This is a genomic window from Plectonema cf. radiosum LEGE 06105 (assembly GCF_015207665.1).
Classification (GTDB): Bacteria; Cyanobacteriota; Cyanobacteriia; order Cyanobacteriales; family Nostocaceae; genus Rivularia; species Rivularia radiosa_A.
In genome coordinates, this window is record NZ_JADEWL010000127.1 from 1 (window position 1) to 18149 (window position 18149).

The following is an 18149-nucleotide window of genomic DNA, read 5'->3' on the forward strand; positions in this document are numbered from 1 at the left end:
GGGGAGATGGGGGAAATTTATTAATGATTGATAACTGTTTAACTGGTAAGTGGTCACAGATTATTGTTAACTGATAATTGATAACTGTTAACTGATAACTGATAACCGATGAGCGTGAATCAACAAACTTCCATTCCTGCTATTGTTGTGTTTGATATTGATGGTGTAGTGCGTGATGTGTCGGGTTCTTATCGACGAGCGTTAGCAGATACTGTAGAGCATTTTACCGCACAAGCCTATCGTCCCACAGCAGATGATATTGACCGTCTTAAATCTGAAGGTGTATGGAATAATGATTGGGAAGGTTCGCAAGAGTTAATTTATCGTTACTTTGAAACTCAAGGGCAATCTCGCGAGCAAGTAAATCTGGATTACGAATCGATTGTTGCTTTTTTTCAATTGCGTTATCGAGGTAATGATTCTAATAATTTGACAGGATATATTCGTGACGAACCGTTATTATTACAGCCTAGCTACTTAAATCAACTTACCGAAGCTGGGATTAGTTGGGGATTTTTTAGCGGTGCTACTCGTGCTTCAGCGACCTATGTTTTGCAACAACGTCTGGGCTTAGAATCTCCCATATTAATTGCAATGGAAGATGCACCAGGTAAACCAGACCCCACAGGACTATTTTCGACATTAGAATTACTTCAATGCGGTATTAATAATATTAATATTATTAATGATTCACCATCAATAATTTACGTGGGAGATACGGTAGCTGATATGTACACCGTAGAAAAAGCGCAAAATATTCAGCCAAACCGTACTTGGATTGCTGTAGGTGTATTACCCCCTCATGTACAGCAAACAGCACAAAAGCGAGATGATTACACTGAGTCGCTTAAAAAAGCCGGAGCAAAAATAGTTTTAAGTAACGTTCAACAATTAACTCCAGAGAAAATTCAGGAGTTAGTTTAAATAGTTAGTACCACCGGAATTAGAAGTTAGTTGACAGTTATTATTCATCTCTCCCCATCCCCCCTAGCCTCATCTACCAATCATGCTTTTCCAGATAGAACGCAATCCTAATGTATATAGTAAACTTTTAAAAACACCGACAATTCCTTGAATTTGATATCCCAAATATGCTCTAATTATCCATGTTTTAAAAAGATTTTTCGGATAATAAATAAATATAAACTTGAGCATTCCCAATACCCCTTGAGTAACAAGAGTCGTATAAATAGCATCACCATAACTTTTAAAGGATTTGGGTTGTGTGTCTCCTATATGTAAAAGTTTTACCTTGAGAACGAAGAACTTTTAATCCATCTAATAATGTTGATTTTAAATCGCTAACTGGTTCAAACCACGAGCAAATTTTAACACCCATCGCCGAAACTTCCACTGATATCATCGCCATGGGCTTCGCTCAAACCTTAGATGAAGCTTTGGAAAAAGTAGGAATTATAAGTTAGAAGTTAAGAGTTAGGAGTTAGTGGTTAGTAGAAAATAATAACCATCAACCATCAACTGTCAACCATCAACTAACAATAAAAAATGGACAATTGGTTTATTTTAGTAATTAGTGGATTAGCTTCAGGTATTCTCGCTGGATTGTTAGGTATCGGTGGTGGTACTATTTTGGTACCTTTACAATTGGCGTTTGGATATACACCATTACAGGCTGTTGCTACTAGTAGTTTAGCAATTGTCATTACAGCGACTTCTGGAACTATTCAGAATTGGCGCATGGGCTATATAAATATTCAAAGGGTGATTTTACTCGGAATTCCAGCCGTAGTTACAGCTTATTTGAGTGCTGGATTCACAAAATTTATTCCTGCAAAAAATCAATTAGTTTCTTTTGGTATTTTACTTTTGTTTACTATTTATTTAGTCGATTTACGAAAGAATTTATCTAAAAAAGAACAAGAAATCGAACAGAATCAACAATCAAAAATTAGTTCTATTATTTCGAGAATTGTCACCGGAGGAGCAGCCGGAATATTAGCCGGTATATTCGGTGTGGGTGGTGGTGTCATTATGGTACCCTTACAAATTCTTTTATTAGGAGAAACTATAAAAGTTGCAATTCAAACAAGTTTAGGAGTAATCGTCCTCAGTTCTATTTCCGCTGCTACTAGACACGCTTTGGAAGGTAATATTTTAGTTGTTCCAGGTTTAATTTTAGGCTTTGGAGGACTCGTAGGAGCGCAACTGAGTACCCGTTTTTTGCCTCGATTACCAGACAAAGTTGTCAGCCTCACATTTCGTGTTGGACTTGCTATTTTAGCGGTTTATATTTTTTGGAAAGCAAGCACAATTTAAATGTCCATTTTTTATGAACCGAGTTTAAACGCTTCTACAAACAAGCTATAAATAAAACCTACTTTTAAAAAATTAAGTGATTCTACCCAGAGTAGTCGTCGTTCTTTGGGAGGTCGTCTATAGACTATCCGGCTGCTAACTTCGGTTAAAAACACTAAAAATCCAGCTATAACAATATCTAAAACTCCTCTTTGTCCTGCTGTGGTAGCTACTACCGTTCCCATAAAAAAACCAAACAAAAAACTCATTATCAGTAGCGATATTCTCCTCCAAGGATTAAGAAACCATAGCGCTATGTTTCTGACAATTAAATCGAATAGGGAGTTTAAGCGAGTGTTTTGCATTTAGAAGTTAGTAGTTAGTTGATAGTTGATAGTAGTGCGCTAGCGAAGCGTGTCCGCAAGGACATACGTCTCGCTCGCTATATATTAATTAATCCAAATCCCCATTAATTAATCCAAATCCCCAATCCAAATCCCACTCTTCAAATCCCCAATCCAAATCCCACTCTTCAATATCCGACCACGGATTAGAAGTGATTACACTGATTCCACGGATTTAATTACCAATTACCCATTACCAATTACCCATTACCAATTACCAATTACCCATTACCCATTACCCATTACCAATTACCCATTACCCATATTCATCAGGAACCGAGCATAATTGTCATAGTCATTTTAATCTGGAATAGTATTGTTGTCTTTGAATATTGACTAACAAGTGATTAATAATGACTAATAACTAGTGTCCCACTGATTATAAACTAATGACTCAAAGTGTTTCAAACCATTTGTGGAAGAATATAGAAAAGCGTCCAGCTTTGGCTGTGATGTTGTCGATTTTATGGCTGATGTTAGTTACGGGGATAGCTTTTTTTTGGCATTTGGGAAGCATTAGCTTGATTGATGAGACTGAACCGCTGTTTGCGGAAGCTTCTCGCCAAATGTATGTCACGGGTGATTGGATTACGCCTTATTTTAACGGGGAGACTCGTTTCGATAAACCCGCTTTGATTTATTGGTGTCAAGCAGTAGCTTACATGATTTTTGGGGTTAATGAATGGGCGGTGCGTTTACCTTCGGCGATCGCCGCTTTGGCAATGATTGCTTTAACATTTTACACTTTGTACTGGTATCAAGCTCAAACTGACGATTTAGAGGGGGTTTACCGTACTTCTCGACGTTGGTTAACTGCTGGTTTGGGTGCTACTGTCATCGCTTTGAATCCGGAAATCATCGCTTGGGCTAGGGTGGGTGTTTCGGATATGCTGCTTACGGGATGCATGGCTTCGGCTTTGTTATGCTTCTTCTTGGGATATGCCCAATCTCCGACATCTTTAGTAAAAGCACGGTGGTATTTTGCTTTTTATGTATTAATTGGTTTAGCTATTTTAACTAAGGGTCCGGTGGGTATTGTTTTACCGGGTTTGATTATTTTGCTATTTTTGGTTTATTTAGGGAATTTTTGGCAAGTTGTACGGGAAATTAGCTTAATTCGAGGTATGTTCGTTATCTGTGCCGTGTCAATCCCTTGGTATTTATTAGTAACTTGGCGCAATGGTTGGAATTTTATTGATTCCTTTTTTGGGTTACATAATGTTGAACGGTTTACAGAAGTTGTTAACGGACATTCGGCTCCATGGTATTTTTATTTTATAGTTGTAACGGTCGGTTTTGCTCCTTACTCAGTCTATTTACCTGTGGCGATCGCCAGACTAAAGTTGTGGGAGCGTAAATCATGGATGGCTACGGAACGTTCTCAACAGCTTGGTTTATTTGCTTGTTGTTGGTTTATCGGTGTTTTCAGTTTTTTTACGATTGCTGTTACTAAGCTTCCCAGCTATGTATTACCTTTAATGCCAGCCGCTGGTATTTTGATCGCGTTGTTATGGAGCAATTTGATTGTAGATACGGATAAGCAACCAGTAAAAACAAGTTCTCCTAATAGCTCTTCGTCGTTATCTCCTGTGTTAATTTCCTCACCTTTAATACAAGCAAGCGGTTGGTTAAATGTAATTTTTACGTCAGCGTTAGGATTTACGCTTTTGCGCGTTAGCGGTTTAATCGGTTACGATCCAGCAGCACCGAATTTTCCACAAATGCTGCAAAAATCTAATTTACCAGTTTTAGCAGGCATAATTTGGCTGGCTGCGGCTGTAATTATTGCGATTTTATTAATACGTCGTCGTTATTTACATTTAATAGTTATAAATTTGTTGGCGTTTACAGTATTCATGATATTTGTTCTGACTCCAACTTTATTTGTGTACGACCAAAGCCGTCAACTACCTTTAAAACAATTATCCCAATTAGCGGTACAAGTACAAAAACCTGGGGAAGAATTAATCCAGGTTGGTTTTAAAAAACCTAGTGTCGCTTTTTACGCCCAACGTCAAATTAATTATATTCCCAGCAATCAAGAAGTAGCAGATTATATTCAAAATCAAGCTAAATCAAACTCAGTATTGATGATTACACAACCGAAAAAAATTCCTGAAATTGGTTTAAAACCAAACGAATATCAAACTTTAGCCAAAAAAACAGCTTATCATTTGATTCGGGTAGAAATCAATCCCCAATAAACAATTACTCCCCCGAACCGCTAAACAGATTACGTATCTCTTTTTACCTCTTTCCTCTGCGCTCTCTGTGTCTCTGCGGTTTTTTTTTGGTCATCTTCTGCCGGGAAGGGAGTAATCTTGTTTGTTGTTAAGTAGTTGAGAGAGGAAATAGGGAGCAGGGAGCAGGGAATTTGGGTATGTAATTAATTCTGTCTGAGTACTTACCAGGGAGCGAGACGCTCCCACTACCTCTACCCCTGATAATTATTCCTACTCCCTTCTCCCTTCTCCTTCTTCCAACTAATTAATTACTAATTGACAAAGCTTGATTAATTTTATTTAACAAATTTTCCATAGAAATTGAACGAGGTAAAACTTGAGTGGCGATGGTTTCTTCCGTTTCTAAATTTTCCAATTCTGTGGGATGAGAATTTAATCGCCGATCGAGTAATAATAATGGTGGTAAATCCGAAGCCATCTGGGCTAACGCCAATAGGAGCGATTCAACATTTAATTCTATTGTGGATTCTCCCAAACAAATTAATAACAAATCGACACTTTCGTGACGTAGCTGTTGTAACATTTCTTCCCAAGTGTTACACATTGCGGCTTTGAAACCCGCTGTTTGCAGGTACTGAACCAAAGCTTGAAACCATTCTGTGGGACGAGAGTTTGTTTGGGTTTGTTGGTTATTTAAAGAACAAGGAAGTTTGGCACTACAAGGTAAACTGATTGTTTTGCAGTCATAGTTGTTGGTTTTCTTGGTTTCGCAGTTGATTGCTACTCCTGGTAAATCCGGTAGGATTGTTAAGTCAACAACTAAAATATTTGGAGGACAACATACACCAGCAGCGATTTGCAACACTGACAATAAAGTATGTGCTTTTTCTCGATCAATTTTTTTATCTTTACCTAATTGTGTTAAACAAGGAAATACCGATAGTTGACTGATTTGTGATGCTGCTTGTGTAGTTTCGACGCTGCGAGTTACTAAAGGTAAAGCCGCTAATATCTTACTTTGACTAATTTGCTTTAAATAAGTTTGAGCAAACGGCATTTCTACATCTAATAACATTACATCAAAATTCCAAACACGGGCTAAAAGTTGTGCTTGTTCGATGTCATCTGCTTCTATAACTCGATGTTTACCTAAAGATGGATGGTAACTTAATGATTCAATTTCTGGTTCAACTAATCTCAATATCCGCAGTGGAGTTACGACTTCACCGACTTTATTACCTTTTTCATCTCTAGGTTGTTCGGATGGTGTCACGGATAACTTTTCTAATATCCCTGCCAATGCTTGATGCTGTACTGGTAAACTGAGAAAATAATCGGCACGTTTACTAAATGCTTGTTCTTTTTCTGCTACACTAGCCGTGACAATCGTCGGAATATCACGAGTTGCAACATCCGATTTAATTAATGTCAATACATCCCAACCCGAAAGTAAGGGTAGCAAAGGATTGATAAAAATAGCTTTGGGTTGCAATCTCCGAGCTTTTTCCAATGCTTCGCATCCCGAACGAGCAATTACTACTCGGTATCCTAAAGCGCTAAGATTTTTTGTAAAATCATCTATATATCGAGCGACGGTTTCTACAACCAACACCAAACTATTGGGAACTGTTTGCAGTTTAGAAATAGAATCTTGATTCGCTGACGATTTAAAATTATTTGAGTTATTTAAGTTATTTAAGGAATTGCTTTTAAGAGAACTAGAAATATTTTCTACAGATAATTCTTTCATAGAAGAAGACCCACGCAGTACTCCATCTTCTTTAATAAAGTCTGGTTTTAGGAAGTATTCTTGTGTATTACTTAAATCAATTTCTCCAACTATTTTATTCGGAGGAGATGGTGGTAGAAGCAATGTAAACTGGCTTCCCGAATTTTCTCGCGATAAAAAACTAACATCACCACCATGAAGTCGAGCTAAAGCTCTGGTTAACACTAACCCCAAACCCGTACCTTCATATTGCCGAGTCATGGGATTTTCCAATTGCTGAAATTTTTGGAAGATTAGATGTTGTTGACTATCGGGAATACCAATCCCTGTATCCCAAACCGTAAAAGCAATCCATCCTTCCCAACAATTTATTTGCAAGCCGATTTCACCACCCGCTTCGGTAAACTTAAAAGCGTTGGAAAGTAGATGTATCAGCATTTGGCGCAAACGTAATTCGTCGGCAACTATTTCCTCTAATCCCAATTCAATATCGAGAATAAATTGATATTCTTGATCTAACTCCGATGCTGTGGCTTTGGTTGTTTGAGCGTGAATTGCTTTTGCTTCCTTCAAAGCGCGATCGCAAACGTTGCGAATATTGACTTTGCTCGGAGTCAAGGTCATTTGCCCTGTTTCCATGCGGGTTAAATCTAAAATATCATTAACCACGCTCATCAAATGACGACCACTTTGATGAATTAATTGGGCATACCTTGCTTGTCTATCATTGAGTTTTCCTAACTGCTGATCGGAAAGCAACCGCGATAATCCTAAAACCGCTGTTAAAGGAGTTTTCAACTCATGACTAATACAAGCCAAAAACTCATCTTTTAAACGATTGAGTTGAATTAAATCGGCATTTTTAGCCGCGAGTTCTTGAGTCAATTGATGCTGATCGGTAATATCGGTAGCCAAAACTAACCACAATCGCGTATTTTCGCAATTAATTAATTCCGGATTCGAGATTTCCTCATTACCTAAATCAAGAATATCCGTATCATTAATATCTAAGGGTGTTTTTGCAAATCGCCAAACTCTTTCTTGTCCGTCTTGCATTTTGACGATACAGACACAATTACCCGGTTCGCTATCTGCAAAACAGCGATTTAATGCTGAAGTCCCCACATTTTCCGATACATCCGGCTCGTTTCCATCCCAAGCGTCCGTTTGCGTGACTTTGCCTTCAATTGTCTTTTCTAAAAGTTCTTTTAAACCCTCTGGATCTTTTAACTCCCCAAATTGTTCATACCACAACTGATTTTGCGATACTACTTCTTGGGTATCTGTTTCTAGCATCAAAGCCCAGGGAAGTCCTTCAAGCAATTGTGCTGCATATTTATATGCTAGTTGACTTTTCTCCTTGAGCTTGCGCTGATGAATTTTATGCTTAGCATCCGCATAACTGATCACCCCAGTATTATCGCCATGGACATGGACTTTCTTTATTTGAGAAATCACCGAGATCCCATTACCCACCTCTTGATATTCCGTCTGTTGATGTCCCGTAGCTATCACCATAGGTTCGTTCCGCTCGGATAATGCTATGTGTCGCAACAGCCGAGAACTATCCAAAAGTCCTAAAAATTTACCATCACGATCCACCACCACCCAATTAGGAGATTTGGTTGGCAATTTTTGAGAACGTAATTTAGTTCCAAATTGCTCTAAACTTAAAGAAGAGCTTAAGATTTGGATCGGTTGAATAAAACCTGAATCCAAACAAGAGATTGGTTGCTCCCAATCAAATTTTTGCGTGTTTCCTAACTTATCCTGTTTCTCATAAACGATTTGCGCTAGCAGATTGGTCGAGCTAAGCAATCCTAGGGGAATTTGCTGCTCGTTTTTTACCACTAAGCAGTCGTACTGCTGTTGCTCGAAAAGACCAAGTACCTTTGTCAGAGGAGTAGTCTCGTAACAACTGGGTACTAAGGTTATAAACTCGTCAAGTGGGTAATGTTGGATTGACATATGCCTTGCGGGAGTTATTCCTAAGGAAGCATCCGGCATCACTAACTAACTGCTCCTCTTGTACCTCTGACAAGCGATTGTGAATCTACTTGAAAGCAAGTAATGTCATAGGGTGTTTTCTAGCCAGAACTTCATGCTTAATATAAGCAATCTAGCTTGACCTGAAGATAACCTACTTGCTTTTCTAAGAGCTGTCCGTGCGGCGGTTCGTGCCTTGCCTGCTTTGAGATGCCTAAAGGAGGCTTGGTCAAGCTTCCTATTTAAGTTAATACTATAAGCATCCATAGCAGCTGTTAAAACAATTATTACCTTAAACTTTCCCTAAAAACCTTTAGGAATTATAATGATTTAATTTACGACATTTTTTAAGGTTTCTTTATGTATCTTATCATTTTGTTAGATTTAAATACATTGTTCAAATTTTAGCGAATAAGTTTGAGTGAATTGTTAAATAACCATAAAGCTTTCAACCTCAAACATAGAATTATCATAACAAATCCAGGTTAAAAAAGCATTTTGGTTTGGAATTAAAGTTTTTTGGAACTGTTTTTTTATGCTGTACAAACTAAGTTTTCTGGAGATTTTGATTGTGTTTGCTTTGCATAATATGGATTTGGGCAAAAGACTTAATAGTAAGTTATTTTGATGAAAAAAATATGCAAGATATTAGAATGCTTGTAGTAGTTTAACTTGATGAAATGGAAATTGTCGGTAAATTTCTTAAACAATTGTAATGCTTGTTATCTGGTAATAATTTTGGAGTCAAACAAACAAACTAAATCAATTATAAAAATTGAAAAAGAGGAGAAATGCTCCCAGGATGATTAAGTATAATAAATTAAGTATACTAAATATCATAATTTTTATTTAACTAACCAGTCCCTGGTACTTTCAAATTAAAGGATAGCCGGATATAATATCTGAATATAGATTTTCGTAAACAGATAGGGAAAAATATTAAATATGTAATTTAGATGTCACAATATGAAATTATGCTCTTTTTTGAGCAAATGAATCCAGAGCAGAAAAAAGAATTTTTACAACAAATCAAATCCGATTACCGTCAGATTTTAATTAAATACTTTAGTAATGATATAAATTTAAAAGAGAAGATAGATAAATTTATTAATGCAGTGTTTTGTGCGAACATTCCCGTGCCTAAAATTATTGAAATTCATATGGAGATAGTAGATGAATTTTCCAAACAGTTAAAATTGGAAGGAAGAAGTGACTATAGTTCTTTACTGCTTGATTATCGTTTAGCATTAATTGATATGTTAGCTCATTTATGCGAACTATATAGACGCTCCAATGCTTCTAAAGGTTAATGATTTGCTTACTAGCAGATAAACAGATCGAAATTTGATTTTTATCCCTTAAGGTTCCCAATTAATCTAGAGAAATATTTTTCCAAAGCTGACCTATGAACCATCAAGATGGTCAAACCTACGTCCTCAAACTATACGTATCCGGTAATACGCCTAACTCAGTACGGGCATTAAAAACGCTCCAGGCGATTTTAGAGCAGGAATTTAAAGGAGTTTACGCTTTAAAAGTTATTGATGTGCAAAAAAATCCTCAGCAGGCAGAAGATGATAAAATTTTAGCCACACCAACATTGTCGAAAATTTTACCGCCACCAGTTCGTAAAATAATTGGGGATCTTTCCGATAAAGAAAGAGTGTTGATTGGATTAAATTTATTAGATTCACAATTAAACGGACAAGAAAACGACTCTGAAGAGTAAACTATATAAGGATTAATACAGGAACTCCATTGATCAAAAAACGGAGTTAATTTAATATTTGTAATTAGCAAACAATGAGCGAGAAAGAAAAACCGCTACACAGCAACAAACCTTTAAACAAAGGTGTAGAAAAAATCCACACCTTGATAGAGGGCTTTGATGATATTACTCATGGTGGATTGCCTAAAGGTAGAACAACTTTAGTCAGTGGAACATCTGGTACTGGAAAGACATTATTTTCTCTACAGTTTCTTTATAACGGTATTACTCATCTAGAAGAACCAGGGATATTTGTGACTTTTGAAGAATCGCCGAGTGATATTATCAAAAATGCTCATATATTTGGTTGGGATTTACAACAGTTAATCGAGGACGGTCAATTATTTATTCTTGATGCTTCTCCCGATCCAGAAGGTCAAGAAGTAATCGGTAACTTTGACTTATCCGGATTAATAGAGCGGTTGCAATACGCAATTCAAAAATACAAAGCAAAACGAATTTCTGTTGATTCAGTAACGGCAATATTTCAACAGTACGAAGCATCAGGATTGGTGCGACGAGAAATTTTTCGTTTGGTTGCGCGTTTAAAACGTTTAAACGTTACTACCTTAATGACAACCGAACGACGAGAAGAATACGGCCCGGTTGCAACATTTGGAGTCGAGGAATTTGTCTCGGACAATGCAATTATTTTTCGTAATGTTTTAGAAGGAGAACGTCGCAGACGCACCATTGAAATTCTCAAATTACGCGGTACAACTCATATGAAAGGGGAATATCCGTTTACAATTACCAATCAGGGGATAAATATTTTCCCATTGGGTGCGATGCGTTTAACTCAACGTTCTTCTAACGTCCGGATATCTTCAGGAGTTAAATACCTTGATAATATGTGCGGCGGCGGGTTTTTCAAAGACTCGATTATTTTGGCTACAGGTGCTACAGGTACGGGTAAGACGCTGTTAGTCAGCAAATTTTTACAAGAAGGTTGCCATATCGGCGAACGCTCGATATTATTTGCCTATGAAGAATCACGCGCTCAACTTTCACGGAACGCGACTTCTTGGGGAATTGACTTTGAGGAATTAGAACATCAAGGATTACTGAAAATTATTTGTGCTTATCCCGAATCAACTGGTTTAGAAGACCACTTGCAAATTATTAAGTCAGAAATTTCTGAATTTAAACCTTCTCGAATTGCCATAGATTCTCTGAGTGCATTAGCGAGGGGGGTTTCTAATAATGCATTTCGGCAATTCGTCATTGGTGTTACGGGTTACGCCAAACAAGAAGAAATTACCGGCTTTTTTACTAATACCACAACCCATTTTTTGGGTTCCAATTCGATTACCGATTCTCATATTTCCACGATTACCGACACGATTATCTTATTGCAGTATGTAGAAATTCGTGGAGAAATGTCGCGAGCAATCAACGTATTTAAAATGCGCGGTTCTTGGCACGACAAGGGTATTCGCGAATACAGCATCACTCGTGAAGGGCCCCAAATCAAAAATTCATTCCAAGATTACGAAAGAATTATCAGCGGTGTGCCTACCCGCGTTAGTATCGATGAGAAAGCGGAACTATCTCGCATAGTCAAGGGTTTTGAAGATAATCAAGCACCTGAATAATAACAGTTTACTTGACATCTTCAAGGTTCTCTAATGGTATAGTCTGTGGTGAGAAAACAGTTTCTGCTGCTTGGTTTGTAGTGTGAGGAAATGCGGTGAAAGCACAGCAAATATTAAATAGTTTCTTGCCCGGTGTGACAGTAGCAGTGCTTACGACTCAGCCTACATGGGCTGGGACTATGACTGTTGATAATTCACATTTGGGTATTTATAAGAGTATTTTTGCTACCAGTAGTAGAAGTAGCGATGTGTCCCCTAGTACTATTCTTATTGTCAACAATACAATTGACAATAAGTATCCGGCACCGTTTACTCCTGTAAGAATTGCCAAAGGTAATTTAAAACCAGCTATTTTTAGCAACTCAGAGGTAAGGGTGGCTGGTAAAACTGGAGCATTAATTAAAACGAACGGGCAAAATCAGCCTCTGAAAAAAACCGCAAGAAATGCCTTGAAAACAGCTTCCCATAGAAGTTTGGCACAAGCGCTGAAAAAACCTTCTTTGCAAAACGTTTCTTCTGGCAATGTTGATTTAACTCAAACAAAGAAAATTGCCCCAGCAGTAATTAAGAAAAATCCTGACGATAAAATATTTCAAAAATTACAGCACATTTCTAAAGCACCTGGAGCAGCGAAACTTTTAGAGGTGGAAAGTTGCCCTACACAGGAAGATGCACTAAAGCTACAAAATCTCTTATCAGCTTCAGCAACCTCCGCTTGCCAGCGGATTAATTCTATTCCTAATCATCATAAGTTAGCTCAGCCACTTTCTCCTGCTCCGGTACAGCCAATAAGACCACCTTTGCGAGGTCCGGCTCCAATTCCTAACAGTCTTGACCCCAGCGCTAATCCGCTGCAATATCCCACCAAACCCGAAGAAGTAAGAGTTGAGCAAACTCAACCCATTACCTTGCAGCAAGCTTTGGAGTTAGCAAGACGCAATAATCAAGAGCTACAGGTAGCTTTATTGCAGCTAGAACGGGCGCAAGCCGGTCTCAAGGTGGCGCAAGCCGCTTTATTGCCTACCGTGGGTTTAAACGCTCAAGTTGCTCGTCAGCAGTCTGCAACTGGTCAACTTAGTAACGAACTCCAAGATGATATACCTCCTGAACTTCGTAATTCCCAAGATGATTCACCCAGCACTGCTTTTAGTGGTGGAGCGCAACTGAATTACGATATATATACTTCCGGAGCCAGATCAGCTCGTATCCGACAAGCTGAAGAACAGGTGCGTTTACAAGAATTAGACGTTGAACGTTTATCTGAAGAAATTCGCCTGAATGTAGCTACTGAGTATTACAATTTGCAGCAGTCAGACGAACAAGTACGGATTTCGCAAGCTGCTGTAGTCAATGCTGAAGCGAGTTTACGAGATGCACGAGCCTTGGAAGAAGCTGGTGTTGGTACGCGATTTGACTCCTTACGGACTCAGGTGAACTTAGCAAATGCTCAGCAAACTTTAACTAATGCGCGATCGCAACAGCGAATTGCTCGTCGTCAGTTAGTCACACGGCTAAATTTGGCACAGTCAGCGACTGTTACAGCCGCAGATCCGGTAAGATTATCTGGTTTGTGGAATCAAACCTTAGAAAACAGTATCGTTTTGGCTTATCAAAATCGTCCCGAATTGCAGCAGCAGTTAGCACAGCGCAACATAAACGAACAACAGCGAAGACAAGCACTTTCACAACTTGGCCCGCAAGTTAGTCTTGTTGCTAATTACGAATTGCTCGATCGGTTTAACGATTCTGCGGGACTAACTGACGGTTACAGCATAGCATTGAGAGCAAACCTCAACTTATTCGATGGTGGTGCATCACGAGCGCAAGCAGCACAAGCTAAAGCGGACATCCAGATAGCGGAAACTCAGTTTTCTCAGCAGCGTAATCAAATCCGCTTTGAAGTAGAGAGAGCTTATTCAGAGCTACAATCCAACTTGGAGAACGTCCAAACCTCCGAAGCTGCTTTAAATCAAGCAAGAGAATCTTTAAGGTTAGCTCGTTTGCGCTTTCAAGCGGGTGTGGGAACTCAACTCGAAGTAATTGATGCGGAAAACGCTCTTACCCAAGCCGAAGGTAATCGAATTAATGCTATTTTGGATTACAATCGTGCTTTAGCTAACTTACAACGCTCTGTAACTTCGCGGGGGTTACGTTAAAGGTTAATAGATGTAGAGACGCGAAATTTCGCGTCTCTAGATAAATTTCCCGTCTCTACATTAGATTAATCGTTGATTCACAGTTTTAACTGAACTGTATTGGGTTATATCTAGTTTATATTTTGGTTAAATTTTTGTGGCTAAAATGGGGTAAAAATACTGTAGGACTATTTGATAATATAATTTTATTAATTTTATTATGACTACAGTTACGACACAAGAAATTGCCCAGTTTCGCTCTACATTTGCTAATTATCCTCAAGCGATGCAAGCATTGGATTTGATTGAAGATTGCGACGGAGATTTGGAAGATGCCACAATGACCTTGGCTATTAAAGTGGGACAACAGCCAGAAATTGATAATTCTGAATGGTTAGATAATTTAGCTAGAAAATGGCGTGCGGTAATTTGTCAGCAAGAATTGCGTGGTGATCTACTCGAAGGTTCTGTAGACAAACTGATGGAAGAAATCCAAAAAATACCTACATTCCCCACTATATTAGCAACTCCGGTCTTAATATATGTTTTTAAACAAGGTATACCAGATTTTTGCAGACCTTTAGATTTTATTATTGAATGAGCAAAAATAAAGAGTAAGTAGTAAAAAGTAAAAACTAGGATAAATAAACGCCCTTGCGGGTAAATTAAATAATTATTTTATTGAATATTACGATTTAAAATTGTTCAAAAACCGATAAAATCAGTTTTATTTCTTTTTACTTTTAAATTTTAACTTTTGTCTTGTTTTATTAGTAGTTTCCGTAAATAGATAGTTGTAAATTGATAGATACATAAAGCTAGCTATTAATAGCACTCAATATAACACTATTGATAAATAACTATGTTATCCAATCAACAAATGACTCAAAATACTTTTAATTCTAGGTTTGAAGGCTTTTTTATCGAAATGGTAATGCCTGACTTAGAAGATAGGTGTCGAGAGGTTGTTTCTCAAATACTTGGCGATAATTGGAGATGTACACCAATCGGTGATAATTTAACCGAATTTGAAATAACTCTTAACGATGATGCGCTATCGATAAAACAAGCTTGGGATAAGACATATGAATTGCGATCGCAACCTGGTGTTGTGGATGCAGAACCTTTATTCGCAGTTCCTGTACAGGAAAGTAGGAAACAGAATTGGGATGAACCAGCAGAGTTAGTCTCAAATACACAATCGAAGAATACTTCTATTTTCGAGCTGATTTTTTCGTTTTTAGACCGTTTGTTAGATTTATTTGTTTCGAGCAGGAGAGAAGCAGCAGGATTAGATAGACCTGTATTTCAAGCTAATGATGTAACTTGGACTTTGAAAGAACTGAGAGTTTTTGAAGCATGGCAAAAATATTTTCCCGACTCGAATAAATTACCGGGACATGGAATTATTATCGCTCATCCTGATACTGGTTATACACAACATCCGGAAATTGTTGATAATTTGCTTTTAGAAGAAGGTTATGATTTTGTTGATTCCGATCGAGATCAAAGAGATCCACTGGAAAAATCCGATACTGAACTAATCAATAATCCTGGTCATGGTACATCAACTGCGAGCGTAATTATCAGTCCTCCCGGAGCGCAAGCTAATTATGGTAACGGTAAATATGTCACGGGAGTAGCTCCTGGTGCAAAGTTGGTTCCGCTGCGGGTATCTTACTCAGTGGTACTTTTGAGCAATCGTAATCTTGCTCAAGCAATTGAATATGCAGCCGATAAAGGATTTCACATTATTTCCATTTCCTTAGGAGCAGGTTTTTATAATAAGCGTTTGCGGAGCGCAATAGTTTACGCACAAAAGCGGGGTGTAATTATTATAGCTGCATCGGGAACCTGGATTCCTTTTGTAGTATTTCCTGCTGCATATGATGAAGTGATAGCCGTTTCTGCAAGTACCATTAACCGTAAAATCTGGGTTGGTGCTTCGCGGGGGAGAAAGGTTGATGTGAGCGCACCGGGAGATAATATCTGGTATGCGAGAACTGTTAAAGAGAAGGGTAACTTAATACATCGAATCGATCGAGGTCAAGGTACTTCATTTTCTGCACCATTAGTTGCAGGTGTTGCAGCTTTATGGTTATCGTATCACGGACGGGATAAGCTAATTCAACGTTACGGAGCGGAAAAAATTCCGTTTATTTTTAATCAACTGCTGCGGGAAACTTGTGATACTCCTGTTAATTGGAAACCGAATCGATATGGAGCGGGTATTGTGAATGCAGAAAAATTACTCGCCGCACCGCTACCTGATAATATTAATCGGTCAGTGATTCCACCAGCTTTTGCACTACAACAACATACCCTTATAGAAAGTGGGGAATTAGATACATTCGCGCATATGTTTGAGTCGCAACAAGAAAATAATGGGGATTTATTGAACTTGCAGCTTGCTCAATTATTACAAACTAACCAAACAGAATTACCGAAAAAATTACAAGAAATAGGACAGGAACTAGCTTTTTGCTTTGCAGTTAATCCAGAATTATACGAGCAATTTACTACGTGTTTGAGTGCAGATGAAAAACAACAACCACAAACAAGGCAGTTTCAGAGTTTAAGAAGTCAGCCATCTGATAGTACAAATACCATGCGCGAAATGTTATTAAAGCAGGGAATTTCGGAAACCTTGAATAGAAAGCTGATGAATCGGAAATAAAAGGAGCTATGGGGAAAAAAGTCGGGTTTTTACAATCAATTAAAAACCCGACTTCTGTGATTTGCGGCGTGATTTAATTTATTGCAACTATATATTCAAAGGTAATATACAAAACTATTAGACAGTTTATAAAAAGCTAAAATCAAGATATGAACTTCAAACAATTGAATAGATTTAATTAGCCTCCTCAAAACAAAACCTTGACTTTTAAGGAGAAAATCAAGTGGTAGTAGTAAGTACTCAAGCTGAATTGAAAGAAGCGCTTGTAAGTAAAGCAGAAGAAATTATTGTTATCGATGCAGAATTAGCCACAAACATCGGAAAATTTATCGAAAGGCTTCAATTTGAAAATGACCGCGAGTTTCAAAATAGAGTACATATTACAGGTATAAGTTTAATTTTAGGCACTGCCTTGTTAAGTAATTTGATGGCATTTGGTTTTTTGGTAGGATTAAAAGTGTTAATTGTCCCAGAATTTTTATTTTTAGTCGCGATTGTAACTGCATTAGGAATGAAGCTCAAAAACCTGTTAAAGAATAATTATGAAGTTGTTAAATGTGATGAAGAAGGATTACTTCTAAGATATAAATTAAGTTAAAAATAGTAGTTAAGTAGTTGTGCAAAATTAATTAGACATTCCGAAAAGTTGAAATCCTTGCGTTAGCATTCCCGTAGCGTGTCGCTTGCGACTCAGCCTACCTGAAGAGCTTATGCTTCGTTCCTCGCTTCGGACAATATATAATTAATTTTGCCTAAGGACTTATGATGTACACACCAGTTATAGAAATTATATAAAACCATTGATATATATGGTTTTCCATCAATCGGAGCGGCGGGATTTGAACCCACGACCTCCACTACCCCAAAGTGGCACGCTACCAAGCTGCGCTACGCCCCGTAAATCGGACTTTATCTATTTTTAAAATGGATTTTGAATTTTCTATTGCAAAAATTTTTAATCCAGGGGTTATAACTTTAGTATATTAGCACAAAATTGCCACCAAACAACTATTAATTTCAAAAAATAATTTAAACAAATCAATTAAAAAACCTCAATAGTAGATGCTGCTTGGATTAACTCTTTAACGGCAGCAGTATCCCATTTACCTTCTACACAACGACCAGAATGGAGGATGAAACGTAAACTGTAGTCATGGGGTAGTCCTTTTGCCTCCATCCACATTAAATTGCTTTCAGCTTCACAGGTAATTTTTTCTTCATCCATCAACTCCGATGCCATTTGTTGCATAGTATCTGCGAGCTGCATCAGCAGATGACAAAAATCTTTTAATTCCGCTTCCGTCAACTCCACAGCCCAATCATCCGTACCCAGCAAGCCTTTAAATTCCGATGCTGCTGGATTGGTACCGATACGCCAACCGTTTCCTTTTTTTACTACGCGCATGGGGATGGGGG

Annotated in this window: 15 protein-coding genes and 1 tRNA gene; 10 read left to right on the forward strand and 6 right to left on the reverse strand. The window is 37.9% G+C overall.

Annotated elements, in window-relative coordinates:
• Positions 1–108: 108 nt before the first annotated feature.
• Positions 109–924 carry a TIGR01548 family HAD-type hydrolase gene (locus IQ247_RS25400; RefSeq protein ID WP_193924227.1) on the forward strand — a complete coding sequence of 272 codons (816 nt, stop codon included), beginning with the start codon at positions 109–111 and terminating at the stop codon, positions 922–924.
• A gap of 69 nt (positions 925–993) precedes the next feature.
• Here the strand turns inward: IQ247_RS25400 and IQ247_RS25405 are convergent, their stop codons facing one another.
• A complete protein-coding gene (locus IQ247_RS25405; protein ID WP_193924229.1) occupies positions 994–1155 on the reverse strand; it encodes a hypothetical protein in 162 nt (53 codons plus the stop codon).
• 52 nt (positions 1156–1207) lie between these two features.
• Positions 1208–1369: a hypothetical protein gene (locus IQ247_RS25410; protein WP_193924230.1), complete on the reverse strand. Its 162-nt coding sequence runs from the start codon at positions 1367–1369 to the stop codon at positions 1208–1210.
• 137 nt (positions 1370–1506) lie between these two features.
• Between IQ247_RS25410 and IQ247_RS25415 the strand changes: the two genes are divergently transcribed.
• A complete protein-coding gene (locus tag IQ247_RS25415; protein WP_193924231.1) occupies positions 1507–2277 on the forward strand; it encodes a sulfite exporter TauE/SafE family protein in 771 nt (256 codons plus the stop codon).
• 11 nt (positions 2278–2288) lie between these two features.
• Here IQ247_RS25415 and IQ247_RS25420 read toward each other — a convergent pair whose 3' ends face one another.
• On the reverse strand, positions 2289–2621 hold the full coding sequence (locus tag IQ247_RS25420; RefSeq protein WP_193924232.1) for a DUF565 domain-containing protein: 333 nt from the start codon (positions 2619–2621) through the stop codon (positions 2289–2291).
• Positions 2622–3049: 428 nt separating this feature from the next.
• On the opposite strand from IQ247_RS25420, the gene IQ247_RS25425 reads away from it, so the two are divergent.
• Positions 3050–4864, forward strand: coding sequence for an ArnT family glycosyltransferase (locus IQ247_RS25425; RefSeq protein WP_193924234.1), 1815 nt, complete (start codon positions 3050–3052; stop codon positions 4862–4864).
• 283 nt (positions 4865–5147) lie between these two features.
• On the opposite strand, the gene IQ247_RS25430 is transcribed toward IQ247_RS25425, so the two are convergent.
• Entirely contained in the window at positions 5148–8579 is a 3432-nt protein-coding gene (locus IQ247_RS25430; RefSeq protein WP_228060023.1) for a hybrid sensor histidine kinase/response regulator, read from the reverse strand.
• A gap of 953 nt (positions 8580–9532) precedes the next feature.
• On the opposite strand from IQ247_RS25430, the gene IQ247_RS25435 reads away from it, so the two are divergent.
• The 7 genes from IQ247_RS25435 (at position 9533) to IQ247_RS25465 (ending at position 17331) form a co-directional block, all read left to right on the forward strand.
• A complete protein-coding gene (locus IQ247_RS25435) occupies positions 9533–9868 on the forward strand; it encodes a circadian clock protein KaiA (protein ID WP_228060024.1) in 336 nt (111 codons plus the stop codon).
• Positions 9869–9963: 95 nt separating this feature from the next.
• Complete coding sequence (gene kaiB / locus IQ247_RS25440) at positions 9964–10287, forward strand: circadian clock protein KaiB (RefSeq protein ID WP_193924237.1); 324 nt, start codon at positions 9964–9966, stop codon at positions 10285–10287.
• Positions 10288–10361: 74 nt separating this feature from the next.
• Positions 10362–11921, forward strand: a complete 1560-nt coding sequence (gene kaiC, locus IQ247_RS25445; RefSeq protein ID WP_193924238.1) for a circadian clock protein KaiC — start codon at positions 10362–10364, stop codon at positions 11919–11921.
• 95 nt (positions 11922–12016) lie between these two features.
• Complete coding sequence (locus tag IQ247_RS25450) at positions 12017–14077, forward strand: TolC family protein (RefSeq protein ID WP_193924240.1); 2061 nt, start codon at positions 12017–12019, stop codon at positions 14075–14077.
• Positions 14078–14276: 199 nt separating this feature from the next.
• Complete coding sequence (locus IQ247_RS25455; RefSeq protein WP_193924242.1) at positions 14277–14657, forward strand: hypothetical protein; 381 nt, start codon at positions 14277–14279, stop codon at positions 14655–14657.
• 261 nt (positions 14658–14918) lie between these two features.
• Positions 14919–16733, forward strand: a complete 1815-nt coding sequence (locus tag IQ247_RS25460; RefSeq protein WP_228060025.1) for a S8 family peptidase — start codon at positions 14919–14921, stop codon at positions 16731–16733.
• 223 nt (positions 16734–16956) lie between these two features.
• A complete protein-coding gene (locus IQ247_RS25465; RefSeq protein ID WP_193924243.1) occupies positions 16957–17331 on the forward strand; it encodes a hypothetical protein in 375 nt (124 codons plus the stop codon).
• Between the two features lie 226 nt (positions 17332–17557).
• Here the strand turns inward: IQ247_RS25465 and IQ247_RS25470 are convergent.
• Both IQ247_RS25470 and IQ247_RS25475 read right to left on the reverse strand, forming a co-directional pair.
• A tRNA-Pro gene (locus tag IQ247_RS25470) sits at positions 17558–17631 on the reverse strand.
• 144 nt (positions 17632–17775) lie between these two features.
• Positions 17776–18138 (reverse strand): DUF1818 family protein, encoded by a 363-nt coding sequence (locus IQ247_RS25475; protein WP_193924244.1) that lies wholly within the window; start codon positions 18136–18138, stop codon positions 17776–17778.
• Between the last annotated feature and the right edge of the window lie 11 nt (positions 18139–18149).

Coding starts and splice junctions, on each gene's coding strand:
- IQ247_RS25400 (WP_193924227.1), top strand. CDS start 109: ATGAGCGTGAATCAACAAACTTCCATTCCTGCTATTGTTGTGTTTGAT.
- IQ247_RS25405 (WP_193924229.1), bottom strand. CDS start 1,155: ATGCTCAAGTTTATATTTATTTATTATCCGAAAAATCTTTTTAAAACA.
- IQ247_RS25410 (WP_193924230.1), bottom strand. CDS start 1,369: ATGGCGATGATATCAGTGGAAGTTTCGGCGATGGGTGTTAAAATTTGC.
- IQ247_RS25415 (WP_193924231.1), top strand. CDS start 1,507: ATGGACAATTGGTTTATTTTAGTAATTAGTGGATTAGCTTCAGGTATT.
- IQ247_RS25420 (WP_193924232.1), bottom strand. CDS start 2,621: ATGCAAAACACTCGCTTAAACTCCCTATTCGATTTAATTGTCAGAAAC.
- IQ247_RS25425 (WP_193924234.1), top strand. CDS start 3,050: ATGACTCAAAGTGTTTCAAACCATTTGTGGAAGAATATAGAAAAGCGT.
- IQ247_RS25430 (WP_228060023.1), bottom strand. CDS start 8,579: ATGCCGGATGCTTCCTTAGGAATAACTCCCGCAAGGCATATGTCAATC.
- IQ247_RS25435 (WP_228060024.1), top strand. CDS start 9,533: ATGCTCTTTTTTGAGCAAATGAATCCAGAGCAGAAAAAAGAATTTTTA.
- kaiB (WP_193924237.1), top strand. CDS start 9,964: ATGAACCATCAAGATGGTCAAACCTACGTCCTCAAACTATACGTATCC.
- kaiC (WP_193924238.1), top strand. CDS start 10,362: ATGAGCGAGAAAGAAAAACCGCTACACAGCAACAAACCTTTAAACAAA.
- IQ247_RS25455 (WP_193924242.1), top strand. CDS start 14,277: ATGACTACAGTTACGACACAAGAAATTGCCCAGTTTCGCTCTACATTT.
- IQ247_RS25460 (WP_228060025.1), top strand. CDS start 14,919: ATGTTATCCAATCAACAAATGACTCAAAATACTTTTAATTCTAGGTTT.
- IQ247_RS25475 (WP_193924244.1), bottom strand. CDS start 18,138: ATGCGCGTAGTAAAAAAAGGAAACGGTTGGCGTATCGGTACCAATCCA.